The following is a 25,936-nucleotide window of genomic DNA, read 5'->3' as shown; positions in this document are numbered from 1 at the left end:
AGCGGTGATTTAGGCGGTGTGGGCCAGTTCAGCGGCCTTGTCGGCACCGGAGTCCATGGTTTCGGCCTGGTGGACCAGGGGGTGGTTGGCTTCGGTGAGGATGCGGCGGCCTTCGTCGACGTTGTTGCCGTCGAGGCGGACGACGAGGGGCTTGGTTGCCTTGTCGCCTAGGATTTCGAGGGCCTTGACGATGCCGTTGGCGACGGCGTCGCAGGAGGTGATGCCGCCGAAGACGTTGACGAAGACGGACTTGACCTGTTCGTCGTTGAGGATGATGTCGAGGCCTGCTGCCATGACTTCTGCGGAGGCGCCGCCGCCGATGTCGAGGAAGTTGGCGGGCTTGACGTTGCCGTGGTTTTCGCCGGCGTAGGCGACGACGTCGAGGGTGGACATGACCAGGCCTGCGCCGTTACCGATGATGCCGACTTCGCCGTCGAGCTTGACGTAGTTGAGGTCGTTTTCCTTGGCCTTGGCTTCGAGGGGGTTCTCGGCTGACTTGTCAATCAGGGCCTCATGTTCGGGCTGGCGGAATTCGGCGTTGTCGTCGAGGGAGACCTTGCCGTCCAGGGCCAGGATCTTGCCGTCGCCGGTCTTGACGAGCGGGTTGACCTCAACCAGGGTGGCGTCTTCCTTCTTGTAGACCTCGCCTAGCTTGACGAGGACGGCGGCGACGTCCTCGCGCACGTCCTCAGCGAAGCCAGCGGCCTCAACGATTTCAGCGGCCTTTTCGGCGGTGATGCCGTCCATGGGGTTGACCTCGACCTTGGCCAGGGCTTCGGGGCGCTCGGCGGCCAGGGTTTCGATGTCCATGCCGCCTTCTACGGAGCACATGGCCAGGTAGGAGCGGTTGGCGCGGTCGAGCAGCATGGAGAAGTAGTATTCTTCTGCGATGTCTGCGCCCTGGGCGATCATGACGCGGTGGACGGTGTGGCCCTTGATGTCCATGCCCAGAATCTGCTGGGCGTATTCGTAGGCTTCGTCTGCGGTCTTGGCGACCTTGACGCCGCCAGCCTTACCGCGGCCGCCTACCTTAACCTGGGCCTTGACGACGGTGACGCCGCCAATCTTTTCAGCTGCTGCCTTTGCTTCTTCGGGGGTGGTAGCTACGATGCCCTGAAGCACGGGGACGCCGTGCTTCTCGAAGAGATCGCGTGCCTGGTATTCAAACAGGTCCACAGGAGTGTCCTTCTTCGTCGAAGTCATGCCGGGCCGCAGGTTGCGTCCCAGCGATTACAGTTATGAAGATTTGCTCAGCTTTCCCTGAAACGAGACAAAGCGCACAAAACTTCCTAGGTGTCACTTTAGCGCACTTGGCTTGTTTGCGGTTAACCGGTTGTGCGTTGGGTGAAACTTAGAGAAAGTATTACATTCACGCTGGGGGTGCTTGCCTTATTTGACCCTTTCGCAGGCGTCAAGGATATTGACGAGGAAGGGGGCGGTGTCGCTTGCCCGGGGGACCATGAGGTATTCGAGGTCGTCGATCCGCCAGAGCATGATGCGGGCGTCGGCGACGGTGCAGGAGAGGGCTTTGCCGGGGTTGAAGAAGTCGGGTGGGAAGTCGAAGTGGACGACTTCGTCGATGACGTCGGCGGCGGCCCTGCCGCTGAGGTTGAGGACGGTTCGGTTGACGGACACATCCAAAACGAGCCCTTCGTCGCGACCTAGGGCTGCGGTGAGGGCCCGGCCGAGTTTGACGGCGTCTACCCTAGTCACTACGAGGTAGACGCCTTCTTCGACGTAGAGGCAGGCGACGACTTGGCGGGTTCCGTAGAGCAGGTGGGTGGCGGTTGAGTCGCCGGTGACCTGGCCCCGACTGGTGGGTAGTTGGGCTCCCAGGATTTTTTCGAGACGGCGGGCGGCGGTGCTGGCCGGGTCGATTTCGAGGCGGAAGAGGGAGAGGTCTGAGATTTCTTGGAGTTGGACGCGGGTGTCGGTGACTTCGTCCATGGCCTCGGCAAACTCTTCTGCGACAGAGGGCACGCTGATGTCATGTTCCATGAGATTCCTCGGGTGGTGTTGTCGTTGTAGGCAACCGACCGGCGGTGAACTGTTTCACATAACCAGTCGGTATTTATACTAACGGTTTGATTAGCTAACCCGCATTTTTGGCGGCGCTTAGCTCCCCTCCCCCGCAGGTTATCTCAGGGGTAGCTAGTCTTTCTTGGTCAGCGGGGCGTAGCGCAGCAGGAGGCGCTTTTCTTCAGTGGCGAAGCGGACCTTCACCACGGTCTTGTCCCCTGCCCCTTCAACGGCGACAACGCGCCCGTCCCCAAAGGTCTTGTGTTCGACCGTGTCGCCGACGGCCAGGGCCGGGATTTCTTTCTTGGGCTGGACCCGGTTGACGTTACGGGCAGCTGCTGCCAGCCCGTAGGTGGGTGAGCCGTTGATGTCGCTGGTTGAGGGGCCGGACGCCCGCTCCCGGCTTGGTTCGTCAAAGCGGGAGGAGTAGGTGGAGGAACCGTAGGAACTGCCCCCGTAACTGCTGTAGGAGCTTGAGCCGGCGCGTCCGCGTCCGTACCCGCCTGAGCCGTAGCCACCTGAGCCGTACCCGCCGTAGCTACCATAGCCACCGGCGGGAGAGCCGGTGCGCTTCCATTCGATGAGCTCTTCGGGGATTTCTTCGAGGAAGGGGGAGGGCGGGTTGAACTGGCTTTGGCCCCACATGGAGCGGTTTTCGGCGCGGGTGAGATAGAGGCGTTCCATGGCGCGGGTCAGCCCGACGTAGGCTAGGCGGCGTTCCTCGCTCATTTCGGAGCTGTCGGTGAGGGCCCGCTGGTGGGGGAAGAGGCCGTGTTCCATGCCGGTCAAGAAGACTACCGGGAACTCCAGGCCCTTGGCTGTGTGCAGGGTCATGAGGGTGACAACCCCCTGGGAGCGGGCCTCGGCGACTTCGGCGGCGATCTGAGCGGCGGACGGCCCGCCCTCCTGCTCGGCCTTGGGCTTGTTGGGGATCTGGTCGGCGTCCGCCACCAGGGCGACGTGCTCTAGGAAGTCCTCCAGGGTCGAGCCGGGGTTATCCGTTTCGAACTCGCGCACGGCGTCTACTAGCTCTGAGAGGTTTTCGACGCGGGATTCGTCCTGAATGTCCTTGGATTCGCGCAGAACAGCCAGGTAGCCGGTTTGTTCCAGGACGGCTTCCAGGCAAGTCGCTGTTGATTCAGTGGCGGCGATTTGGGCGAGGTCGTCAATCAGCTGGGCAAACTCACCCATTTTTTTGACGGCGGCAGCGCCCAGGCCGGGCACCTCGCTGCCCTGCCGCAGGGCAGCCATGAAGGAGATCCCGGCGGCGCGGGCGTAATCGGCAACGACGCTCTCGGATTTGGCCCCGATACCCCGCTTGGGTTCGTTGAGGATCCGGCGTAGGTTGATGTCGTCGTCTGGGTTGGAGAGGACGCGCAGGTAGGCTAGGGCGTCCTTGATTTCCTTGCGTTCGTAGAAGCGGGTACCGCCGACGACGCGGTAGGGCAGGCCCACGCGCATGAGCATTTCTTCGAGGGTGCGGGACTGGGCGTTGGTGCGGTAGAAAATCGCCACGTCGCCGGGGGCGGTGCCGTAGTCGTCGCGGAGGCGGTCGATTTCCTGGGCGATGTAGCGGGCCTCGGCGTGCTCGGATTCTGCCACATAGCCGGTGATTTTGGCGCCGTCGCCGCTGGCTGTCCAGAGTTTCTTGGGGCGGCGGTCGGTGTTGCGTTCGATGACGGCATTGGCTGCGGACAGGATGTTCTGGGTAGACCGGTAGTTTTGTTCGAGCAGGATGGTGCGGGCGTCGGGGTAGTCTTCCTCGAAGTCTGTGATGTTGCGAATATCAGCCCCGCGGAAGGCGTAGATGGACTGGTCTGAGTCGCCCACCACCGTCAGTTCGGCAGGCGGGTAGGCGTCGGGGTAGGGGCTTGCCTCTTGTGTGCCCGGGGCGGACGCCGCCACCCCCACGAGGGCCCGCACCAGCTGGTACTGGGCGTGGTTGGTGTCCTGGTATTCGTCCACCAGGATATGGCGGAAGCGGCGACGGTAGTAGTCAGCTACCTGGGGGTGGTTCTTCAGTAGGTTGACGGTTTCGAAGATGAGGTCGTCAAAGTCAAGGGAGTTAGCGGCCCGCAGGCGCTCAGTGTAGGCCGTGTAGACCTTGGAAATGACGCCCTCCCAGGGGTCAGTGGGGCTGGTTTCAGCCGCGAACTGTTGGGCGCTGACTAGCTCATTTTTGAGGTTAGAGATCCGGTTGCCTACCACCTTGGCGGTGAACTTCTTAGTATCGAGGTTCATCTGTTTGATGATGAGGGTTAGTAGGCGCTGGGAGTCAGCTGAGTCGTAAATGGTGAAGGTTGATTTCAGGCCCAGGGCCTTGGCCTCCCTGCGGAGCACCCGCACACAGAAGGAGTGGAAGGTCGAAATCCACATGCTCTGGGCCCGGGGGCCTACGAGGGAGGTAATACGCTCCCGCATTTCAGCGGCAGCCTTATTAGTAAAGGTAATCGCCAGGATCTGCCCCTGGTGGGCCCGGCCGGTTGCGAGCAGGTAGGCGATCCGGTGGGTCAGCACCCGGGTCTTGCCGGAGCCTGCCCCAGCCACGATCAGGAGGGGGCATCCAGCGTGTTTGACGGCCTCAGCCTGAGGCTCGTTCAGCCCCGCTACCAGCTGCTCCGGATCGACCCGGGCCGGGGCGGGGGCGTCCTCAAACTCCGGCATAAACCCGCCAACCTGGTAGGCCGGGGGAATAAAGTCATCGAAGGGGGCGTATTCGTCTGCTGGGGGTGCATCGTAAAAGGGGTCAAACGGGGGTTCCTCCGCCACGGCAGGTTCAGGCCCTGCCTCGCCCTGCTTCTGCGGGGCAGGCATGAAATCGTCGTCGAACATGTCATCAAACACGGGGCACCTCTCGTCGATTAACCGTCAACTACCCATTTTATGCGAACACATTTTCGAAGCCTACTTTGGGGCTTTACGCCCTCAGAGAGAGCCTGTGTACCCTGCAGATACCCCGGCTCTCCGCTGGCCCCTACAATGGGAATCATGGGTCTTTCAAACGGTCAGAAAAAACGTCTTTATGGGAGCAACACGCAGGCTTCCGCCCCGTCTTCTCCTAGTCGGCCTGCCCCGGCCGCTGCGGGGCGTCCGGCGAGTCCGCGTATTGTCACCGATTTCAGCCGGGCTGAGCTCGCTGCTGAACCTGAGAAGGGTGGCGGCTCCCGAATTTTCCTGGGTGTTGCTTTTGTAGTGACGGCTCTTTTTATGCTCTACTACTACCTGCTTTTGTTGCCGGGGGTGTCGGCTGTGGCTGGGGCGACGGCCCCTGAGCTGATGGCGGGTTTTTCTGCCCAGCACCTTCAGGAAGTTGCTGCCGGTTTGGGTGTTGATGGGCTCCGAGAGTACCAGGTTCTGCACCGGTCTACCGGCCTAATTGTGCCCCTAATTTTTGCTTTTACCTGGTGGCACCTGATTCGGGGGGCCCAGTTTGAGCTATTGGTAGGCCGTCTCATGCTAGCCCTGCCGCTTGCTTATGCCCTGGTTTTCATTGCTGGGGGTTTCGCTCTTGATATGGCTTTAGCTGATCCTTTGAGTACGAACACCCCGGTCGCCTCTTTCTTGATGTCCGCCCGGTGGGCTCTTCTGGTTCTTTGTTTACTCCAGCTAGGTTATATGGCTGTGCGTCTTGTGCGTAGCAAGGTGGACGCCTTTGCTCGGGGTGAATTGCCCGGCCAACGATAACCCCAACCCACCCCACCGGTGGTGTAGACTGATAAGGTTGCCTCAGGCAGCGCCAGCCCTCGTAGCTCAGGGGATAGAGCACCGCTCTCCTAAAGCGGGTGTCGATGGTTCGAATCCATTCGAGGGCACACAACACACCCCTGGGATAGAGCACCAGCCTCACAGGCTCGGCTGATTCCAGGGGATTTTTATTCCCTCGCACGCTCGGAAAATCCCCTTCCATCTCCTAAAGCGGGTGTCGATGGTTCGAATCCATTCGAGGGCACAAAAAGAGAAGGTATGCCAGCACTTCGCGCATTTTGGCATACCTTCTCTTTTTGTGCTTCCTCCATGGCATATGCGGAACATGTTCCGCTGACCTTCATGTGTGTGGGCTTTGCCGTTACATTTGAAGTTTTCCGGCACATATGTTGTCGGGGTTAGGGTTGGCGGTGTTTGCGGGTGTAGAGCGTTTTGGCGGCGATGAGGCCGAGGACGATTCCGATGCCGCCGGTGATGGATACCCACATGGCTGCGTGGCCGATGAAGAGGGAGATGATGAGGCCCAGTGCGATTCCGGGGATGGCTCCTGCGACCATTCCTACTGCCATGTAGGTGAATTCTTGGTCTGAGGCGCTGGTGGGGCTTTCGAAGTGGGGGCTGTCATTTTTTTGGGGCATGGTTCTTATCCTATCGGGGCTGGGTGGGTGCCCTCAAAATGGGTAAAAAAATGCCCCCCAGCTGGTCGCCTGGGGTGCATTCACAAGCCGTGTGGCTTGTTGTGGTGATCCATACCGTGTTGTGTGTGGTAGGAATTCTTGTTTCTCGCGCTCTGCCGATAAGTGACCAGGGCAGAGGGAGTTGTTGCTCGCTAGGAGCGGTAAGTTTTAGATGCCAGCGGTGTAGTAGCCGTCGACGGGCATGAAGCCGCCGCCGTCAACTGCGGTGAGCTGGGTGCCCTGTGAGGGGTTGAGGGCTGAGATCATCTGGCCGTTGCCAACGTAGATGCCAACGTGGGCGTAGCCGTTGGTGAAGACGATGTCGCCGGGCTGGGGGTTTGAGGTGGGGGTCAGCTCGGTGGCCATGGTGTAGGTGTAGGCGGTCAGGTTGATGCCGGCCTGGGCGTAGACGTAGGAGACGAAGCCTGAGCAGTCCCATGCCTTGTAGGACTTGCCGCCCCAAACGTAGGAGCCGCCGATGCCGTCGTAGGCGGCAGCCAGAACGGCTTCGCGGGCGTTGGAGTTAGTTGCGGGTGCAACGGGGGCAACTTCAGTTGCCTGGGGGGCTACGTAGGTGGTTTCAGCTACGGGCGCAGCTTCGGTGGTCCAGGTGGTGTAGTTGGTGGACTGGGCTGCCAGGACGGGAGCGGTGTAGGCGGGTGCTGAGACTTCAGCAACTGCGAATGCGTTTGCGGGAACGACTGATGCGGCCAGAAGGGCGCCTGATGCTGCGACTACTGCTGCGTTACGTGCGGCTGAGTTTGCCATGTTAGTTTTCCTCCATTGCCTGACGAGGTGAGCTGTCGGGTTCGAGCATGAAGTTCGCTCGGCCACTTTCGTGACTTAACCCCGAGGGTTCTGTGTGAGAGAACCCGGAAGGTGGGTCCCCCGCTTCTGCCAAGATATGTTGTTTTGTTGAACCTTTGAACAGTGGCAGAACTAGGCGGTTCTGTTCGTAGGGTGCTGATCCGACCAGAGATGAGCACGGAATAGAACATTACACACCTCTGAACCGATTGTCACGTTTTGATTACAAAAATCCGGTTTTTTCAGGCGCCAGGTTAGCCTTTGTCGGCTTGAAGATAACTCGATTCCACAGCAAACTCCCCCCACCCTCCTTCACAAAACACAGCCTGACAAGGAGTTTTATTTAACTGCCACCCTGCGGCCCACCCAGTCTCGCTTTAGTCAACATTCAGGTTTTTCTGAGGATTAAATTTTAAGAGAACCGCGCCACTTAAGCCCCAGGGGGCAGGAAGACCCCCTTCGACGCCGTCCTGAGAGGCCTAAAAATACCCCAAAGGTCACGTTTTGATAACAAAAAAAGAGGCCCCAGTGGCACTGGAACCTCTTTTTGTTATCAAACCGTTATCTCTTGACGACGATAGAGTCAGCGACATCCGTATCCAGGATCAAAGCGCCCTCTTCACCGTCCGCATGTATCTTCACCGATCCATCCGGCAGGCCAACAATCGAAACTGTTGCCCCGTAGACAATGCCGGCATCGCCCAGGCTCTTGAGCAACTCAACATCAGTCTGCAAGTACTCGGGTAGGCGGCTCACGGTAAAACGGTCAGTTTCTTCAGAATCGCGGGCAGCAATAGACATGGTCACGGTACGCATATCGTTTGATTCGCTTTCACCGCCAATTTCTTCCAGGCCGGGAATAGCATTACCGTAGGGCGAAAACTTAGGATCGTTCAGCAGTTCAAGGAGTCGACGCTCAACGCGCTCACTCATTACATGCTCCCAGCGGCAGGCCTCTTCATGAATGTACTCAAGGTCCAAGCCAATAATGTCAGCAAGCAGACGCTCAGCCAGGCGGTGCTTACGCATCACCTCAACCGCTTTCTGACGGCCCTCTTCAGTCAGCTGCAGGGAACGGTCAGATGCAACAGCCAACAGGCCATGACGTTCCATTCGGGCAACGGTCTGGGACACAGTAGGGCCGGAGTGGTCAAGACGCTCAGCGATGCGGGCCCGCATCGGAGTGATACCTTCTTCTTCCAGCTCAAGGACGGTTCGCAGATACATTTCAGTGGTATCAATGAGGTCGGTCATGACTTCTCGTAACTCCCTATAGCTCTAGCCCGGTTGGCGGTAAATGCACTTGCCTTCAATTGTATGATGCCATAGCACTTTTCACGGGGCTTGCTCATTACGAGCTGAAATATTCTCCCCGTCCCTGAGAAGAACCAGCGTACCCCGCCCCTAGGGACGTCTCACTATATAAATTCTTCCCCGTAATTTAGGCCGTTCACCAGACAAAGCCCAGGGCTAGGACAGCCCCACCTGCACAATGGTTAAGGCAGGGCCCCGGCGCCCCTCATCCCTCCCATCACGCCTTCTGCGCCGGGAGCTGGCACCTGCCATTCACCTAGGAGATACAGTGACTAACTTCCCCGTCATTCCCACCGACATGCTACCTACCGATGGCCGTTTCGGTGCTGGCCCGTCCAAGGTACGCCCTGAACAGGTATCAGCTGTTCAGGCTGCGGCAACCTCCCTCATGGGCACCTCCCACCGTCAGGCCCCCGTGAAGAACCTGGTGGGTGAGATTCGTGAGGGTCTAGCCTCCTTCTACTCAGCGCCTGAGGGCTACGAGGTAGTGCTGGGCAACGGTGGCGCTACCGCCTTCTGGGACGCCGCTACCTTCGGCCTGGTTGAGAACAAGGCCCAGCATCTGACCTTCGGTGAGTTCGGCTCAAAATTCGCTTCAGCAACCAAGGCAGCCCCCTTCCTGGCTGACTCAACCGTCATCTCCTCCGAGCCTGGCACCCGCCCTGAGGCACAAGCTGAGGAAGGCGTAGACGTCTATGCCTGGCCCCACAATGAAACCTCAACCGGCGTGTTTGCCCCCGTGGCCCGCCCTGCCGGGATTGCCGACGACGCGCTCGTCCTGATCGACGCCACCAGCGCTGCCGGTGGCCTGGATGTTAACGTCGCCGAATCCGATGTCTACTACTTCTCCCCCCAGAAGAACTTCGCCTCTGACGGCGGCCTGTGGCTGGGTCTCTGGTCACCGGCAGCCGTCGAACGTGCCGAGCGCATCGCGGCCTCTGGCCGCTGGATCCCCGACTCCTTGAACCTGGTAACCGCGATCAGCAACTCCCGACTCAACCAGACCTACAACACCCCGGCCCTGGCCACCTTGATCATGCTCAATGAGCAGGTCAAGTGGATGAATGAGCAGGGCGGCCTGGCTTTCGCCGCAGCCCGTACCGCTGATTCTGCCGGCCGTGTCTACGCCTGGGCAGAAGCCAGCGAGTACGCTACCCCCTTCGTTGCCAACCCGGCGGAGCGTTCCAATGTGATTGCCACCGTTGATTTTGATGAGAGCGTCGATGCCTCCGCCGTCGCCAAGGCCCTGCGTGCCAACGGCATTGTTGACACCGAGCCCTACCGCAAGCTGGGCCGTAACCAGCTGCGTATCGCCACCTTCACCGCTATCGACCCCGAAGATGTCTCAGCCCTGCTGGCCTGCATCGACTTCGTCGTTGAGAAGATAAAGTAGGGTCTACCCCCTATAGGCCAGGACGCTGCCCCCACTCCCCTGCTGTGTGGCAGGAAGCGGGAGGCGGCGTCCTCGTTTTAATGCCGTCTAGCGCGGCTCTTGCAGATCGATAGCGGCTGTCACCGGTGGGGGCTCCTCGTCGGGGGCTGGTGCCGGGTCAGGACGGGGCCGCAGCACCAGGCGGGTGCGGGTGGTTTTGTCGTACCCCAGCTTCAAGTGCTTATATTTCATCACCCAGATGAGGCCAATGAGGGCGGCAATAAAACCGGAAGCTGAAGCAACGCCCAGGCCCCAGCGGGCACCGAAGTAGTCGTTCACAAGCCCAACGAGTGGCGACCCCACCGGGGTTCCGCCAATGAACACAGCCATATAGATGCTCATGATGCGGCCGCGCATCTCGGGTTCGGTTGTCACCTGCACGTAGGCGTTTGCGCTGGTGATGATGGTCAAGGCCATCAGACCCAGTGGGATCAGGGCAAGAGCGAAGAGCCAGAGATTGGGGGCTAGGGCCGCCAGCAAGGTTGTGATACCGAATCCGAGGCAGGAGGCGAACATGAACCGCATACGAGGGGTGTCTCGGCGAGCCGCTAGGAGGGTACCCGCAACAGAGCCGATAGCAACCACTGAGTTCAACACCCCGAATTCACCGGCGCCCTGGCCAAATTCTGTGGTGGCCATGGCCGCGATATTCATTGCGGTGTTGAGCCCGAAGGTACCGATAAGGAAGGCGGCCACCATGACAACGATGATATCGGGGCGGGTTTTGAGGTAGGTTACGCCGTCCCTCACCCGGCTCTGTGACTTGGACGATCGGGGAAGTTCACGAAGTTCCTGTGAACGGACGAGCAGCACAGAAGCGATCATCGCCAGGAAGGTAACAGTGTTGATCAGGAAGACCGGGCCCGTCCCTACCCAGACCACCATGAGACCGGCAAGGGCCGGGCCAATCATGCGGGCCACGTTGAAGGACATGGAGTTCAGGGCTACCGCGTTGGGTAAGTCGACGTCGCCGACGAGTTCGGAGACGAAGGTGGACCGGACGGGCGCGTCCAGGGCCGAGACAACTCCGAGGGCTAGGGCAAAGAGGTAGACCTGCCAGATAGTGACGTGCCCTGAGATAACCAGGGCCCCCAACCCTAGGGCCAGGGCGCCCATGCTGCCCTGGGTCCAGAGCAGGATCTTTCGGCGGTTCCCCCTGTCGGCGAGCGTCCCGGCGTAGGGGGCGAGCAGGAGGGGCGGGGCGAATTGTAGGGCTATGACGATGCCCATTTGGGTGGAGTCGTGCTGGGAGAGGTCGTTGAAGACGAGCCAGTCCTGGGCGGTGCGTTGCATCCAGGTGCCGATGTTGGAGATCAGGGCGCCGATAAACCAGATGCGGTAGTTGAAGATCCAGAGGGATCTGAAGGTTTTTGGTTTGCCGGTTACTGGTGGAGGGCCTGATCTCTGCACGGGGTTTTACTCCTGGGGTTCGGTGTCGTCCTCGGCCAGGGGTGCTTGAGGTTCTTCGTTTTCGGGGTCTTCGGGGGTGTCGAAGTCGTCGGGGTTGTTTTCGGGGTCTTCGTGGTCTTCGGGGAGGACGCGGTCGGCCCAGGGGACCCAGGCTGGGGCGAGGAGGGCGTCGTCGCCGGGCAGGAGGCCAATTTCGCAGACGGTTGCGACCTTTGATCGGGGAGCGCGTGAGAGGGTGGCGAACCAGAACCAGCCGCGGTAGCCGGGCAGGGTGCATTCGAAGAGGTGGGTGGTGAGGCGGTCTTCTTCACCGCGGATGTGGTGCACGGGGCCGATGGCGTGCTCTGGGGCGATGTCGGCGAGTCCAGCCAGGGCGACGTCCTTAGCTTCGGCGAGGACGGTGTCTACCTTGGTGGTGCGGCGACGGCGGGTGGGCACGCCCAGGGTGGGCTCGGGCTGGTTGCCTTCTGCTGTGGCGGGGCCTTCATGTACCTGATCAGTCATACTCTCTATTAAAGCAGGAGCTGAGGGTTTGTGGTGGCCTGGAGCTTGTTGGTGCTGTGTTACGGGGCAGGGTGTGAGGGTGGGATGGAGTTTGGTAGGTTGAGGGGTATGGATTCTGATTTCTCTGATGAACTGCCGTACAGTGCCAGTATTCGGGTATTGGGTTGGGTAGCTGGTGCCCTGATGGCTCTTGGTGTGGTGTCTGGACTTGTGATGCTCATAATGAAGTGGGCCAGTGGGGAGGCTCCTGAAATTTTGAGCCAGATTCCTTTGGTGTCTATGCCTCTTGCTTTTATGGCCTTGATGCTGGTGATGTTTTTGTCCTTATTGCGGCGGCGGGCCAGCTAGAGACGTGAACTTCTTCAGGCTGCATCCAGCGTGTATCCAGAGTTTGGTGAGAAATTTCAGGCAGACACTAAGGAGTACACAGCCAGCGCACAGGTAAAAGGAGCACAATTATTACTGTGAACACAAAAGCACCTGAAGCAAAACTACTTGTAGTTGATGATGAGCCTAATATCCTAGAGCTCCTGGCAACTTCCCTGCGTTTTGCAGGTTTTGAGGTTGTTACCGCCTCAAATGGCCGGGAGGCCCTGGAGAAGGCGGAGACTGAGTCCCCCGACCTGGCGGTACTCGATGTCATGCTGCCTGATATGGACGGTTTCACCGTCACCCGTAAGCTACGCAGTTCTGGCCGCCTCTTCCCCGTCCTTTTCTTGACCGCTAAGGACGACACTGAAGACAAGGTAACTGGCCTGACGGTCGGTGGCGATGACTACGTCACGAAGCCCTTCAGCCTGGATGAGGTGGTGGCCCGTATTCGCGCCGTCTTGCGCCGCACCCAGCCCCATATTGAGGAAGACTCCCGCCTGCGCGTCGATGACCTTGTACTGGATGACGACGCCCACGAGGTTTTCCGTGGCGACCGCGAGATTGACCTCTCCCCCACCGAGTTCAAGCTGCTGCGCTACCTTATGCTCAACCCCAACCGCGTCCTCTCCAAGGCCCAGATCCTGGATCACGTATGGGAGTATGACTTCAACGGCGACGCCTCCATTGTGGAGTCTTACATTTCTTACCTGCGCCGTAAGATCGATAACGATCCTGAGCTTCCTCCGCTGATTCATACCAAGCGCGGTGTCGGCTACCTGCTTCGCACCGCCAACAAGCACTAAGGAGCTAGGAGCTTGCGTTCTCGCCTCTCGGTGCAACGACTGGGTTCGCTCTCCCTGCGGACCCAGTTGGTGCTTTTAACCTCCATGTTGCTGGCCCTGGCTATTTCGGTGATGTCGCTGGTGGCGATTTCAGCGATTCGGGCCAAGATGATTGACCAGCTCGACGATGAAATTAGCGCCAGTTACAGCTACCTGGTTAATGCTGTGTACGCAGACCAGCAGCTGTCGCAAACGCAGGGAACCTTTATTCCGTATGAGGCCTACCTGTTAGATAGCGACGGTAAGACGATCCGACCGGTAGCAACCCTGGCAGACGAGAGTTCCTCCCCCGAAATTTCTGGATTGACAAGTGAAAACGTCCAGAAGCTCAATAAGGCTGCGCTAACGGTTCGTTCAGCTAGCGGCCATATTGAGTGGCGCATGATTGCCTTCCCGGTGGAGGGCACCACCATGACCCTGGTGATTGCTGCCCCTCTGACTCAAATCAATCAGACGGTGGCCCTCGTTGGTGGGCTCACCCTGCTCTTTGGTGTAGCTACCCTCCTAGCCTCGATAGCCCTGACCTGGGTGATTGTCACCCGGGCTTTTGAGCCCCTGGCGCGGGTAGAGCAGACCGCTGCCCAGATTGCGGCCGGGGACCTCTCCCAGCGTATTGAGAACTACAGCCCCTATAACGAGATTGGCCACCTGACCACCTCCTTGAACACCATGCTGTCGCATATTGAAGAGGCCTTTGACGCGCAGAAACGTTCTGAGGTGAAGATGCGCAGGTTCGTGGGCGACGCCTCCCACGAGCTTCGCACCCCCCTGGTCTCTATTCGGGGCTACTCTGAGCTGTACCGGATGGGGGGTCTTCCCACCGACGAGGCCGTCGCCATGGCGATGGACCGGATCGAGTCAGAGTCCAAGCGCATGGGCCAGCTGGTTGAGGACCTCCTGACCCTGGCCCGGTTGGACGAGCGGCGCGTCGCCGAGAACCGGGAGGTTGACCTGCTGAAGCTGGCCACCGACGCAGCCAATGACGCTTTTGCCTCTGCCCCGGATCGCTCCATTGAGGTGGTGGGTTTGGACGCTGGTACCGAGCCTCTTGCCGCCCGCGTTTGGGGCGACGAGCAGCGCCTGCGTCAGGTTCTAGCCAACCTGATGACCAATGCCCTACGCTATACCCCTGAGGGCTCCCCCATTGAGCTGGCGGTGGGCCTGCAGCCGACCTCTGAGGGCGGCTGGTCTTCCGTGGTACAGGTCCGTGACCACGGCCCCGGTATTCATGGCGAGGACGCTGAGCGCGTCTTTGAACGCTTCTACCGGGCAGATACCTCCCGTACCCGAGAAACCGGCGGCACCGGCCTGGGGCTGGCTATTGTGGCAGCTATTATCAGCCAGCATGAAGGCACGGTCCAGGTGGACGAAACCGAAGGCGGCGGCGCTACCTTCACGATTCGCCTGCCCCAGTACATGGGCCAGGCCTAGCTCCCCCCCTCCCCCTGCCCGGGTAGGCAGCCTGCTGAGCGGATGAAACCCTGTCTCCACCAGCGTCATAGGGCTGTCACAGAAGGGTGCCGCTTCACCAGTTCAGCCCAAAGGCAAGGTGGCCTCCGGGCCCCTTTTGCCCGTCATATCAAGAATCAGCCCCCGTGAAGCCTTATCCACAGGCCTACCGGGGGCTGGTCTGTGCCTGGGGCCGGGACTAGGCTCTGGAAGTATCAAGAACCGGCCAGTTCGAGACTTACTCATCCAGACATATTCCCTTTGACTGATAAGGAGAGCCACCATGGCACAGTTCGTTGTTGATTCCGATCTCATTGCAAGCAAATCCGCCCAGGCCCGGGCCCAGGTTGAAACAATCGTCGCTGAGGTCAATGCCCTCACCGTCTCCCTCCAGGACCTGCAGGGATCCTGGACGGGGTCTGCCTCCGCCAACTTCCAGGGGGTCCTCATGAACTGGCGTAATACCCAGCGTCAGGTTGAAGAATCAATCGCCCAGATCAACGAGGCCCTGTCACGAGCCGGTATCAACTACTCAGAGACCGAAATGGCCAATGCTTCAATGTTCATGGGTTAGTTGCGCGTTGCGGTGTCCTGGCGGTAGCGGAGTTTCCAGCTGCCGCCAGTTGCCGTCCACACGCTGGAGCGCAGAAGCTGGCCGCGCGGGGTATCGAGTCGGCTCACGACCAGGGCTGCGTCGGGGCCAAGGACGGTTGCGGTAAGTTCCTGGGGCTGGCCGGTAGAGGCGCAGGCCTTCTCGCGGTACTGCAGGACGGTTGCGCGTCCGGTGGTTTGGCCGGTGGGAACCACCCACTGGAGGTCGGGGTGGAGCAGGGCCCCAAGAAGTTTCTCAGATCCGTATATAGAGGGGGTAAGAAGCTGTTGCTCGCAGGCCCGCACCTCCGCGAGGATCTGGTCTGGGCTCGCCCCGAGAGCCGTGTGGGGGGATCTTGACGGCTCAGAAGCGTCCTGAGCGTCAAAGATAGAATCAAGCAGGCTACGATCGCTGGTGGCCAGTTGGCCGGGGGTAGCGTCGGTCTTGGTTCCGGACGGCCCTGCAGCCAGTTCGCCGGCAATGGCCCGGGCGGCTGAGTCGTGGGGGCCACCAAAACCGGGGCCATAGTTAGGAGCTTCGCCGTCCCGGAAGGCCTGGGCTGCCTCATTAGCCCGGCGGTCAGCAGCCTCATTGAGGGGGTGGCCGGTATGGCCCTTGACCCACTCAAAGGTATAGTTACGGCCGGTGATAGCAGCATCAAGGGCCTTCATGAGGTCGACGTTGAGCACCGGCTTGCCGTCAGACTTCTTCCACCCCTTTTTCTTCCACCCGGGCATCCACTTCGTGATGGAGTTGATAGTGTATTGGCTATCGCAAAAGATGTGGAGATGGGTACCCGGCAGGTGGGCGGTGGCTTCGAAGAGATCGAGCACGGCTTTGAGTTCGCCCATATTGTTGGTTCCGTGGTCCCAGCCGCCAGCTGCCCAGCGGTCGTCGTCAATATACCAGGCCCATCCGGCGGGGCCGGGGTTGCCCAAAGCTGATCCGTCGGCTGCTGCAATGATGGTCTCGGTCATGATCTCTCAAACTGTTGGTGGGTACCGGCGCCCTCAATTCTACGCGGTACCGCACTACGGGGAGGACTGACCTCAGGTGTAGCCGGGGCTAGAATGGATTCATGTCGTATCCTGCAGCTGATTCTGCCCAGCCGGTTGCCCCGCTCACCGTGCTGGCCCTTCCGGCCCTAGCCCTTCGCACGGGGCACGGGGTGAGCTGGTTGGCTTATGTTGGGTTGGCAGAACAGATGCGGGCAGCTGAATTTAGCAACCCGGATGACGCCCTGGCTTTTGCTGCCCAGCACACCCTCATGCGGTGCATGGCGGCAACCCTGTTGGAGGTCAAGCCAACTGCAGCATCAGATATCCCGGTAGACCGCAGCTGCCCCCTGTGTTCCAGCGGCCAGCCCCACGGCAAGCCCCGCATCAAGGGAACTAATCTGTCGATGGCCCGCTCCTTAGGCCTGGCGGTAGGGCTCTCCGCCCCCGTCGGAGTTACGGCGGGTGTAGATGTAGTGCGCCTGCGCGGTAGCTACTATGACAGCTTTGACGGGCTTTCCCTCACTCCAGCGGAGAAACAGAAGGTAGCCGCCCTAACCGGCGAGGTTGCCGACCTAGCCCGTCATCTCCTCTGGAGCGCAAAAGAAGCCGTCCTCAAGGCTACAGGCTTTGGCTTGGGCATCCCGCCCCGGTCCGTTGACGTCGCCCTAGACTACTTCCCGCAGTCAGCCCCCGCCATGGGCCATGACCTGCTCACAGCCCGCGCCCGGCTCACCCCACCGGCGTCCTCAACGGTGCAACTCCCCCAGGAATTCTGGGTGAGCTGGACAGTCTATGACGGTGACTACCTGCTGGCGGTAGCCAGTAGCAGCCCGCACGTCCTCACCCTACACACCGTACAGACCCCACTTGCCGTCAAAAGGGCCTTTGGCCGTTAGAAGCTAAGGTTCAGGGCCCGGCCGAAGGTGCCGAGCTTGGTCGCAGTTTCAGCGTGTTCACCGGCGGGGGTGGAATCTTTGACAATTCCTGCCCCAGCAAACAGGGTGGCCGAATATTCAGTGACTTCAGCGCAGCGGAGCACCAGGTACCAGCGGCCGTACCCAGAAGCGTCCATATAGCCGACAAGGCCACCAAAAAAGCCTCGCTCAAAGGGCTCTAGTTCTGAAATAAGCCCCAGCGCCCGGTCGGTGGGGGTGCCGCAGATAGCCGGGGTGGGGTGGATCGCCCGAGCCGCTTGAAGGGCGTTGATGCCCGCCCGCAGACGCCCAGTGATGGGAGAGGCCAAGTGCCACAGCTGAGGGGTGGAAATAAGGGACGGCACCGGGGGCACGGTCATGGAGGTTGTCAGCGGGGCAAGTCTCCCCTGAATGTCTTGGACGACCGTCGCGTGTTCGGCTCGATCTTTTGCAGAGCGTAAGAGAGCCTCACCGATTTGGGCGTCGTCGGTGCTTCCTGCTTCCTCCGTGCGGGCAGCTGACCCTGCGAGGGGCACGGTTCTAAAACCGGTCTCGTCAGCCTTGAGCACCAGCTCGGGGGAGGCACCCATGAGATAGCTCCCACCGGGAAGCTGGGCGCTAAAAACAGTGGCTCGGGGTTGCTGGGACCTCAGGGTCTCATACAGGGCACCGAGGTTGAGGGGCTCTTCGTAGCGAAGCTCAAGCAGGCGGGAAAGCACCACCTTATCGAGTTCGCCCCTGTTCATAAGGGCCACGGCCTCAGAGACGGCGTGACGGTAGGTGGGATTGTCCACGCCACTTGCCCTCGCTGGCTCTGGGGCCTGCCAGCTGTTGGGCTGAGGGGGCCGCTGTTCACGCACCACGGCGTCGGGGACAGCCAGGTAGGCGGGGGCGTCCGGGTCGAAGGGAATAAGCCCCATAACAGCCGAGTTTTTAGCTGCCGCCACCTCAAGCGCCCGGTCTTCAGTGACAGGGGTGAGGGTGCCTTCTGCCCGCAGCAGGGTGTCGCCGTCAGCCAGCATAAAGGGCGACGGTAGTGCGGGGTGAGAGGGCATAGTTCTTTCTTTCGAGGTTGGGGGCTTCTCTACGTTACTCCGCGCTACGGCGATAACCCAAGTTAAGGCAGTTTGTGGCGGGAAAAACGCGGTTAGCGTTGCAGCAGCATGATGGTTTCATAGTGGTTGCTGTGGGGGAACATATCCATGACCTGGCCTTGGGTAGGTTTGAGGGAGGGCATGTGGTGTAGGTCGGCTACCAGGGAAGGCAGGTTGCAGCTGGAGTAGATGACCTGTTCGATTCCGCTGTTTTCAATCCAGGTGGACAGCTCAGCGCCGAGGCCGCGGCGGGGCGGATTGACGATGAGCATATCGGGTACTTGGCCGCTACCGGTGGCGTAGGCGGGGGCATCGGCGCTGGTGAAGGTGATGCCCGTAAGGCCTCGTTCGTTGACGGTGCGCTGGGCTGAGGCGATAGCTTCTGCGCTGATTTCGATACCGGTGACGGAGCTTCCGGCAGGCATGACTTCTGCGGCGTGGAGGGCGAAGCCGCCGACACCGCAGTAGAGGTCCCAGAGGGTGGAGGGTTGGGCTTCTTGCACCCAGCTTTGACCGCGGCGGTAGAGGGCGGCGGCAATGGCTGTGTTGGTTTGGAAGAAACTTTGGGGACGCAGGTGGAGGGTGAGGTCGTTGACCTGCATGGGTAGGGTGGTTCGTTCGGTCAGGATTATTTCTTCGTCCCCTTCAACGAGGGCTACATGCTCCCGGAGCAGGTTGATGGAGACGACGGCGAGCGCGGGCAGGCGCTCTTGGAGCCAGGGCAGCTCTTGCCGGATGGCTACCAGGTGTTTTTTGGAGCGGAGGACGAAGCGGATCATCAGTTCGCCGGTTTCTGCGGCGGTGACCAGGATGTTTTTGAGTTCGCCCTTGCGGGTGGCTACCTTGTAGGGTTGCAGGTTGGCTCGGGTGATGAGGTCTGCTAGGACGGGGATAGTGGCGGCTACTGCTGGGGCGTAGAGTTGGCAGTCGGTGAGGTCTATGCCGGTGAAGTTTCGGTCGAGGATGCCGAGGGTGGGGTGTTGGGAGGTTCCTCCGACGACCAGTTTGGCTTTATTGCGGAAGCCGGTTTCTTGGCTGGGGACGGGGTCTAGCCAGGTAAGGGTATCCCAGGGGGTGAGGAGGGTGGCGGCGTCGGAGCTTTTTCCTGCCAGCTGTTGCTGGTAGGGGGTGGGGATGAGGGTGCAGGAGCGGCAGAGTCCGGCGTCGTAGTAGTGGCATTGCATAGCGTGACCAGTTTACCGTGCTGGGCTGGGTGGGGGTAGGGCTGGGGGTTTAAGAGAAACCGGCGCCTCATCTCTGAGACGCCGGTTTCAGGAAAACACAATCACTAAATAACTCTTAGCCACCTGCACCGAAGGAAAGATCGCGATGGAGAGCTTCTGCGCTCCTCTTCTCGAGCTTGGTCCAGCCGTCAGATGCGTAGGCAACGAGCAACATTGCAACCAGGGCTACGATGATTGCGTAGAGTACTAGATCGACAATGGTGAGCATATGCCTCACACCTTTCAGTTTCGCCTTTGATACTGATGAATAAAAGTAAGAGAAGACCTCTTTAGTGATTTAAAGCATACACCCTGACTTAGGTGTTGTGCAACACTTTTTCCAATTTTTTGTAAATTTTTTGAGGACAGCTGTTAAAAGCCTCCGCCCACCCGGTTGAGCCGGGTGGGCGGAGTCTTTTCCCTGGGGAGGGAGAGGCCGCTGATTACATCATGCCGCCCATGCCACCCATGTCGGGGGCACCTGCGGGAGCAGCGGGTTCAGGCTTGTCAGCGACGACGGCCTCGGTGGTCAGGAAGAGACCGGCGATGGAGGCGGCGTTCTGCAGGGCAGAGCGGGTTACCTTCACGGGGTCGTTGATGCCTGCTGCCATGAGGTCCTCGTATTCGCCGGTTGCAGCGTTCAGGCCGGTACCTGCGGGCAGGTTGCGGACCTTGTCGACAACAACGCCGGGCTCCAGGCCTGCGTTGAAGGCGATCTGCTTGAGGGGGGCGTCAATGGCGACGCGGACGATGTTGGCACCGGTTGCTTCGTCGCCGGACAGTTCCAGCTTCTCGAAGGCCTTAACACCGGCCTGGATCAGGGCTACGCCACCGCCGGGGACGATGCCCTCTTCAACGGCTGCCTTTGCGTTGCGGACGGCGTCCTCGATGCGGTGCTTGCGTTCTTTGAGTTCAACCTCGGTGGCGGCACCGGCCTTGAGAACTGCGACGCCGCCTGCCAGCTTGGCCAGGCGCTCCTGCAGCTTCTCGCGGTCGTAGTCGGAGTCGGAGTTAGCGATTTCGCCGCGGATCTGGGCTACGCGGCCCTCGATAGCGTCGGCGTCGCCGGCACCCTCGATGATGGTGGTCTCGTCCTTGGTGACAACAACCTTGCGGGCCTGGCCGAGCAGGTCGATGGTTGCGGTGTCGAGGGAGAGGCCGACCTCTTCGGTGATGACCTGGCCGCCGGTGAGGATAGCGATGTCAGCCAGCTGGGCCTTGCGGCGGTCGCCGAAGCCGGGAGCCTTAACAGCTACAGACTTGATGGAGCCGCGCATCTTGTTGAGTACCAGCAGGGCCAGGGCTTCACCCTCAACGTCCTCAGCGACGATCAGCAGGGGCTTGCCGGACTGCATGACCTTTTCGAGGACGGGGACGAGGTCCTTGACGTTAGAAATCTTGGAGCTAACGATCAGGATGTAGGGATCTTCAAGGACAGCTTCCTGGCGGTCTGCGTCGGTGACGAAGTAGCCGGAGAGGAAGCCCTTGTCGAAGCGCATACCCTCGGTCAGTTCCAGGGTCAGGCCGAAGGTGTTGGACTCTTCAACGGTAATAACGCCTTCCTTGCCGACCTTTTCCATGGCCTGGGCAATGAGCTTACCGATTTCAGCGTCACCTGCTGAGATGGAGGCGGTTGCGGCGATTTCTTCTTCGGTCTCAACTTCCTTGGCTGAGGCCAGCAGCTCGGCGGTGACGGCTTCTACAGCCTTTTCGATACCGCGCTTGAGGGAGAGGGGGTCAGCACCAGCGGCGACGTTGCGCAGGCCTTCGCGGACGAGAGCCTGGGCCAGGACGGTTGCGGTGGTGGTGCCGTCACCGGCGATGTCGTCGGTCTTCTTGGCAACTTCCTTGACCAGCTCTGCGCCGATCTTTTCGTAAGGATCTTCGAGTTCGATTTCCTTGGCGATGGAGACACCGTCGTTGGTGATGGTGGGTGCGCCCCAGGCCTTCTCCAGTACGACGTTGCGGCCGCGGGGGCCGAGGGTTACCTTTACTGCGTCTGCCAGGGTGTTCAGACCCTTTTCAAGGCCGCGGCGTGCCTCTTCATCAAAAGCAATCAGCTTTGCCATATGGCTTTCGCTCCTTCTGGAACATGGGTTGTGGGCGCGATACAGGTGCCCGCGACGGACGGCAACACCGCAGCTGGCCGCCGTCTGGGCGGGTGGGTGTGCCTCACCGTGAATCGCTTCAGGTGTTTACTCGCCAGCGCCTCTCTGCTTGATCTAGCACATGATTTAGCAGTCAGGACCTGGGAGTGCTAACTACAATCTTGGCACTTGAGGTAGGCGGGTGCAAACCTTTAAGCCCGCACTGAAATCTTAATCGCCCACAGCGCACAAATCTGCTGGCCCACGAGTAAGCCCCGCCGCACCGGGAAGGTGGGGCGGGGCCGTCCTGGGCTGGTGAGGCTTACCGGCTCCTAGCCAAGGCGGTAGGTGCCGGTGACCGGGTCCAGGATGTAGGGGCCAGTCGGGTCTACATAGTAGACTCCGGTGGCCGGGTTGTAGTTGTAACGCTGGACGGTCTCAGCAGTAGCTCCGGCGGTCGCGTCGGCTGTGGTGCTGGCTGTGGCGTCAGGGACGTACTGAATATAGGTGCCGGTAGCCGGGTCAAGCGTGTATAGGGTCTGGCCGGTCAGGGCTGCCTGCGCTTCGGTGGATTCAACGTAGGTGCCCGTTACGGGGTCAACAACGTAGAGAGTGACCGCATCTGCCCGACCTGCGGCCGGGGTCGCGGAAGGAGTCGCTACCGGGGTTGCCGACGGCGCTGCGGTCGGTTCAGCAGTCTCAGCAACGGTAGGTTCTGCGGTTGCGGTGGGGGTGGCGGACGGTGCCAGACCGGCTTCTTCTGCAAAGTCAGGGAAGTTGGCCGGATCAAAGTTGGGGCCAAGGACGACATAAATCAGGCCCTTTGTAGCCTGGTAGTCCTGGTTGATGTAGGGCAGTTTGAGCCGGTCTGCAATGTCATCGGCTTCGCTGGAGGCACCGGTTGCGTAATAAACCATGGACTCTGTGGCGTAGGCTCCGGTCCAGTTAGCGACGTTTGAGACAGTGTAACCGGCGTCTTCAAGCACGGCAGCAGCAACGGCTGCGGAGCCTGCAGCGGCACTGGAATTGTACACTTCGACGGTGACGCTGGAGGGGTTAACATCTGAGGTGGGGGAAGCCGTCGCTGACGCCGTGGCGGTTGCGTCTGCTGTTGCGCTTGCTGAGGCAGTAGTATTGGCTGGCCCGGCTGTGCGTGGGGAGAGCACATACATGGTGCCACCGATCAGCAGGGCGAGGACGCCGCACAGGATAACAGCCAAGATTCCGGTGCGGGATCCGCTGGCTTTACTTGCGGCCCGGTAGGCGCCTCGACGGGCAGTTTTTTCGTCAATGTCGTCGAATTCATCGCGGGGATGGTCGTTCACAGTTGCCTCTTTCGTGCATGGCTGCCCGGCGGGCTGCTTCAGCGGGTAACTACTCTAGGGTACACGCCCAGCCCAGCAAAGGGCAGGGGTCTTAGGCTGTGAGGTCTCGCTGGGCGCGGAGCCGGGCGGTGAGGGCGGGCTCAGCCGCGATAGCCCGGGGGTTATCAATGAGAGCGTTCAGCTGCTGGTAGTAGGCCACGGGGGTTAGGCCCAGGACCCGCCCGATGGCTTGCTCTTTACTGCCCTGGTACTTGAATCTCTTCTTCTCAAGATCCAGTATGGCTTGTTCGGTGCGGGTGAGGCCCTGGGGGGCGGACGGCGATGCGGCCGGTTGAGCGGGCTCCTTGGGATGGTTGTCGGGGTGCGCTTGCAGGTCGCTCATGTCCCTCTGTTTCAGTGCGGTGTTCGTTCTATCCTTATAGGGAGAATACCGTAACCTGCAAGGAGTAGCTGTGCCCGCCCGTCCTCTCACCGATATTATGGCCCCTGATTGGGCTGCCGCCCTGGCCCCCGTCGAACCCCAGATTCGGGCTATGGGCGATTTCCTCCGGGCAGAACACGCCGCTGGCCGCACCACCCTCCCTGCGGGCAAGGATATTTTCAAGGCCTTCACCTACCCGATGAGCGACGTGAAAGTACTGGTGATTGGGCAAGACCCCTACCCCACCCCCGGCCATGCCATGGGCCTGAGCTTCTCGGTGCAGCCCGACGTCCGCCCCCTGCCCCGTTCCCTCCACAATATTTATAAGGAGCTCCATGCAGATCTGGGTATCACTCCCCCGCCCCACGGCGATCTGAGCGCCTGGAGCCGTCAGGGCGTCATGCTGCTGAACCGGGTTCTCAGCGTGCGAGCCGGTGAAGCTGGATCCCACCGCGGGCAGGGCTGGGAGGAGATCACCACCGCAGCCATTGAGGCCCTGGCCGCCCGTGGCACCCCTCTTGTAGGCCTACTGTGGGGCGCAGACGCCCGTAAATGCAAACCCCTACTAGGTAGCTTCCCAGCGGTTGAATCAGCCCACCCCTCCCCGCTTTCAGCCTCGCGGGGCTTCTTTGGGTCCCGGCCCTTCAGCAAGGTCAATGACCTACTCGTCGCGCAGGGCGCAGAACCCATCACCTGGGATCTAGGGGAATAAGTGCCCCCGCTTATCCCTGGGGGCAACGAGCCACCGGCTTCCCCGCCGGATGTCATACCGCCCCCACAGGCCCTAAGGCCTACCGGTCCCTGACCTCAACATTTCGGGTATCGAGGCTCCGGGTTTCAGTACCGGGCTCAGGAGAAGTACGGGCCGGGGCCAGGTAATGCTGAATGACGTACTGCATGAGGTAGCTCCCCAAAACAACACTAGAAGCCATGGACAGAATAATGGCGATCGCTGAGACCATACCGGGGACGCCCGCAGCCGAGTTAGCCTCAACCGTAAAAAGGTAGAGGCCCCGGAAGACGGAGAGGCCGGGCAGCAGGAAGGTAAGGGCCGGGACGTAAAAGATGGAGGCCGGTGAGTGCAGCTTATAAGCCAGGTAGGTGCTCATCAGCCCGATAATGAGGGCCGCGAAAGCAGTATTAGCCCGTCCTGTCCCTGCTCCAAAGGCAAGGGTGTAGCTTTGGTGGACCCAGAACCCAGCGGTGGTAATCACCGCAATCCAGAACAGGGTTTTTGTACGGGCCTGGCTCGTGACGGCAAAAGCCAAAGAGGCGATCAGGAAGCCGAGATAGGCGGTGACGGGGTGGGCGCCGACGAAGCGGGTCTCGGTGATATCGAGTTCGCTCACGGAAAGGACGGAAAGCACAGCAACCGCCGAAGCGAGACCGACCACAATGCCCAGGAAGGACATACCCGTGGAAACGAACTTTCCAGCCGCCGTGAGGGGGAAGCCGTTAAGGGCATCCTGCACCGTGGAGACGAGCCGAGCCGTCGGGAGCAGCATAATCAAACCAGCCGCCACGATGTGGGGGGCATTCACGTGAAAGCCAAGGTGGGAGAAGATAGATGAATCATCAGATATATAGATGGCAGCGAATGTAACGACACCTGCACCACCTGCCATCATGAAGAAACCCGGCATCTTGAGCCTGGAAATCAGGCTATTGACGAAGTGAATCGCCAGGAAAACCAAGCCCCCCACAAGACCCGCCGATACAGAACCGCCCAGGGCAAGCACCAGGGAAAAAGCCGCCACAATATTAGCCAGCATGATAATCATGGGCGAGTAGGGCTTTTTAGCAGTGTTAATTTTGTGGAGCCGACGTTCAGCCCGGTGACGGGGAAGGCCCCCAGCGGTGATGTCGTTAATGAGCTTGTAGATGTCGTCCAGGGCCGCATAATTCTCTGACCAGGATCGCACTACTCGCATGACCGTGTGGCTGAAGCGTTCCTTGTTGGCAGAACCCTGCCCAGTTAGGTCAATAGCCCGGGTTTGATCATCCACCTCATCAATTCCTGAGACGTAATTGATAATCACAGACTGATTGGTGATATCAATTTCTACATCGTCCAGGCCGTAGGCCGCACACACGGCAACGATAGCGGAGTCAACATCAACGGTATCCGCCCCGTAATGGAACATGGTTTCAGCCAGGCGCAAGGAGAAATTAAGGACCTCACGGGCCGCCTCTTTTTCTCGGACGTAGTCGGCCCGGTTAGCTGCGACATTAAAGGGACGCTGGGCTAGGCGGGCAATACCGCGCATAGGCTGGGTCAGGGACTGGTCGCTACTCACAAAGGACTTAAGCGACGAACGGACCCTAGACGGCCTCTTAACAGCCTGCCGTGGGGCAGGAGGCATGACGACGGTACTCGGTCCCCCCACTGAAGGGTAGGCCGCCTGCTGCAGCCCGGTTTCCTCAGACGCCGACGATCCCCCACCCGCCGGGGAGGGCCTGGGCGCATCAATAACAGGTAGCTGACCCACCAGGGGCTCCGGTTCAGCACCTGGCGCGGTGGCAGGTGCGGCCCCAAAGGGGCTGGACGCCGCCTCCTCGGGCGACGAAGCCGGGGCGGGGCCGTCCTGACCCAGAGCCGGGGAGGCCGGAGTTTTCTCCAGGCGGGGCAGCAAAACTGTATCGCCAAAAGCGCTCACCGCGCCCGTCTCAGGGGCTACCGGGGCAGCATCAAACGCAGAGGCGGAAGGGTAAGCCTTTTGCTGCAAGGATGAGGAAGACTTGCTCACGTCA

General features: G+C 60.4%; 24 protein-coding genes, 1 tRNA gene and 1 riboswitch. Of the genes, 9 read left to right on the top strand and 16 right to left on the bottom strand.

Annotated elements, in window-relative coordinates; genetic code table 11:
• Positions 1-9 precede the first annotated feature (9 nt).
• The 3 genes from sucC to pcrA form a co-directional block, all read right to left on the bottom strand.
• Positions 10-1,176, bottom strand: coding sequence for an ADP-forming succinate--CoA ligase subunit beta (gene sucC, locus L7A15_RS06515; protein WP_237208675.1), 1,167 nt, complete (start codon positions 1,174-1,176; stop codon positions 10-12).
• A gap of 213 nt (positions 1,177-1,389) precedes the next feature.
• Positions 1,390-1,998, bottom strand: coding sequence for a sarcosine oxidase subunit gamma family protein (locus L7A15_RS06510; protein ID WP_237208674.1), 609 nt, complete (start codon positions 1,996-1,998; stop codon positions 1,390-1,392).
• 153 nt (positions 1,999-2,151) lie between these two features.
• Positions 2,152-4,833 (bottom strand): DNA helicase PcrA, encoded by a 2,682-nt coding sequence (gene pcrA / locus L7A15_RS06505; RefSeq protein WP_423817292.1) that lies wholly within the window; start codon positions 4,831-4,833, stop codon positions 2,152-2,154.
• A gap of 174 nt (positions 4,834-5,007) precedes the next feature.
• On the opposite strand from pcrA, the gene L7A15_RS06500 reads away from it, so the two are divergent.
• On the top strand, positions 5,008-5,703 hold the full coding sequence (locus L7A15_RS06500) for a hypothetical protein (protein WP_237208673.1): 696 nt from the start codon (positions 5,008-5,010) through the stop codon (positions 5,701-5,703).
• Positions 5,704-5,758: 55 nt separating this feature from the next.
• Positions 5,759-5,831: transfer RNA gene (locus L7A15_RS06495), tRNA-Arg, on the top strand.
• A gap of 291 nt (positions 5,832-6,122) precedes the next feature.
• Here the strand turns inward: L7A15_RS06495 and L7A15_RS06490 are convergent.
• From L7A15_RS06490 to L7A15_RS06480, 3 genes are all read right to left on the bottom strand, one after another.
• Entirely contained in the window at positions 6,123-6,362 is a 240-nt protein-coding gene (locus L7A15_RS06490) for a hypothetical protein (protein ID WP_237208672.1), read from the bottom strand.
• 207 nt (positions 6,363-6,569) lie between these two features.
• Positions 6,570-7,169, bottom strand: coding sequence for a C40 family peptidase (locus L7A15_RS06485; protein WP_237200085.1), 600 nt, complete (start codon positions 7,167-7,169; stop codon positions 6,570-6,572).
• A gap of 5 nt (positions 7,170-7,174) precedes the next feature.
• Positions 7,175-7,317, bottom strand: a riboswitch (cyclic di-AMP (ydaO/yuaA leader).
• Between the two features lie 452 nt (positions 7,318-7,769).
• A complete protein-coding gene (locus tag L7A15_RS06480) occupies positions 7,770-8,462 on the bottom strand; it encodes a metal-dependent transcriptional regulator (RefSeq protein WP_237200084.1) in 693 nt (230 codons plus the stop codon).
• 358 nt (positions 8,463-8,820) lie between these two features.
• Between L7A15_RS06480 and serC the strand changes: the two genes are divergently transcribed.
• Complete coding sequence (gene serC / locus L7A15_RS06475) at positions 8,821-9,915, top strand: phosphoserine transaminase (protein WP_237208703.1); 1,095 nt, start codon at positions 8,821-8,823, stop codon at positions 9,913-9,915.
• A gap of 87 nt (positions 9,916-10,002) precedes the next feature.
• On the opposite strand, the gene L7A15_RS06470 is transcribed toward serC, so the two are convergent.
• Together L7A15_RS06470 and L7A15_RS06465 are read right to left on the bottom strand one after the other, a co-directional pair.
• Positions 10,003-11,364: an MFS transporter gene (locus L7A15_RS06470; protein WP_237208671.1), complete on the bottom strand. Its 1,362-nt coding sequence runs from the start codon at positions 11,362-11,364 to the stop codon at positions 10,003-10,005.
• Positions 11,365-11,370: 6 nt separating this feature from the next.
• Positions 11,371-11,868, bottom strand: coding sequence for a DUF3027 domain-containing protein (locus tag L7A15_RS06465; protein WP_237208670.1), 498 nt, complete (start codon positions 11,866-11,868; stop codon positions 11,371-11,373).
• Between the two features lie 108 nt (positions 11,869-11,976).
• Here L7A15_RS06465 and L7A15_RS06460 point away from each other — a divergent pair, with 108 nt between their 5' ends.
• The 4 genes from L7A15_RS06460 to L7A15_RS06445 all read left to right on the top strand — a co-directional run bounded on the left by L7A15_RS06460 (position 11,977) and on the right by L7A15_RS06445 (position 15,105).
• Positions 11,977-12,216 carry a hypothetical protein gene (locus tag L7A15_RS06460; protein ID WP_237188846.1) on the top strand — a complete coding sequence of 80 codons (240 nt, stop codon included), beginning with the start codon at positions 11,977-11,979 and terminating at the stop codon, positions 12,214-12,216.
• 116 nt (positions 12,217-12,332) lie between these two features.
• Positions 12,333-13,043, top strand: coding sequence for a response regulator transcription factor (locus tag L7A15_RS06455; RefSeq protein WP_237188845.1), 711 nt, complete (start codon positions 12,333-12,335; stop codon positions 13,041-13,043).
• Positions 13,044-13,127: 84 nt separating this feature from the next.
• A complete protein-coding gene (locus L7A15_RS06450) occupies positions 13,128-14,513 on the top strand; it encodes a sensor histidine kinase (protein WP_237188857.1) in 1,386 nt (461 codons plus the stop codon).
• 301 nt (positions 14,514-14,814) lie between these two features.
• A complete protein-coding gene (locus L7A15_RS06445) occupies positions 14,815-15,105 on the top strand; it encodes a WXG100 family type VII secretion target (protein WP_237188844.1) in 291 nt (96 codons plus the stop codon).
• Here L7A15_RS06445 and L7A15_RS06440 read toward each other — a convergent pair.
• Positions 15,102-16,100, bottom strand: coding sequence for a ribonuclease HI family protein (locus L7A15_RS06440; protein WP_237200081.1), 999 nt, complete (start codon positions 16,098-16,100; stop codon positions 15,102-15,104). The genes L7A15_RS06445 and L7A15_RS06440 overlap by 4 nt on opposite strands.
• A 101-nt stretch (positions 16,101-16,201) precedes the next feature.
• On the opposite strand from L7A15_RS06440, the gene L7A15_RS06435 reads away from it, so the two are divergent.
• Positions 16,202-17,017: a 4'-phosphopantetheinyl transferase superfamily protein gene (locus L7A15_RS06435; RefSeq protein WP_237208669.1), complete on the top strand. Its 816-nt coding sequence runs from the start codon at positions 16,202-16,204 to the stop codon at positions 17,015-17,017.
• Here the strand turns inward: L7A15_RS06435 and L7A15_RS06430 are convergent.
• The 6 genes from L7A15_RS06430 to L7A15_RS06405 all read right to left on the bottom strand — a co-directional run bounded on the left by L7A15_RS06430 (position 17,014) and on the right by L7A15_RS06405 (position 23,146).
• A complete protein-coding gene (locus L7A15_RS06430; protein ID WP_237188841.1) occupies positions 17,014-18,090 on the bottom strand; it encodes an isochorismate synthase in 1,077 nt (358 codons plus the stop codon). The two genes, L7A15_RS06435 and L7A15_RS06430, sit on opposite strands and share 4 nt — an antisense overlap.
• Before the next feature lie 92 nt (positions 18,091-18,182).
• A complete protein-coding gene (gene rlmC / locus L7A15_RS06425) occupies positions 18,183-19,313 on the bottom strand; it encodes a 23S rRNA (uracil(747)-C(5))-methyltransferase RlmC (RefSeq protein WP_237208668.1) in 1,131 nt (376 codons plus the stop codon).
• Between the two features lie 115 nt (positions 19,314-19,428).
• Positions 19,429-19,581, bottom strand: a complete 153-nt coding sequence (locus L7A15_RS06420) for a hypothetical protein (protein WP_237188839.1) — start codon at positions 19,579-19,581, stop codon at positions 19,429-19,431.
• Between the two features lie 214 nt (positions 19,582-19,795).
• Positions 19,796-21,421: a chaperonin GroEL gene (gene groL, locus L7A15_RS06415; protein WP_237188838.1), complete on the bottom strand. Its 1,626-nt coding sequence runs from the start codon at positions 21,419-21,421 to the stop codon at positions 19,796-19,798.
• A gap of 350 nt (positions 21,422-21,771) precedes the next feature.
• Entirely contained in the window at positions 21,772-22,764 is a 993-nt protein-coding gene (locus tag L7A15_RS06410) for a LytR C-terminal domain-containing protein (protein WP_237208667.1), read from the bottom strand.
• Positions 22,765-22,855: 91 nt separating this feature from the next.
• Entirely contained in the window at positions 22,856-23,146 is a 291-nt protein-coding gene (locus L7A15_RS06405; protein WP_237188836.1) for a DUF3263 domain-containing protein, read from the bottom strand.
• 70 nt (positions 23,147-23,216) lie between these two features.
• Between L7A15_RS06405 and L7A15_RS06400 the strand changes: the two genes are divergently transcribed.
• Positions 23,217-23,897, top strand: coding sequence for a uracil-DNA glycosylase (locus L7A15_RS06400; protein ID WP_272878644.1), 681 nt, complete (start codon positions 23,217-23,219; stop codon positions 23,895-23,897).
• A 79-nt stretch (positions 23,898-23,976) separates the two neighbouring features.
• On the opposite strand, the gene L7A15_RS06395 is transcribed toward L7A15_RS06400, so the two are convergent.
• Entirely contained in the window at positions 23,977-25,932 is a 1,956-nt protein-coding gene (locus L7A15_RS06395; RefSeq protein WP_237208666.1) for a threonine/serine ThrE exporter family protein, read from the bottom strand.
• Positions 25,933-25,936: the final 4 nt, after the last annotated feature.

It is taken from the genome of Rothia nasimurium (assembly GCF_928391935.1).
In the GTDB taxonomy this organism is placed as follows: domain Bacteria; phylum Actinomycetota; class Actinomycetes; order Actinomycetales; family Micrococcaceae; genus Rothia; species Rothia nasimurium_D.
This window is presented reverse-complemented; position numbering and strand designations above follow the sequence as displayed.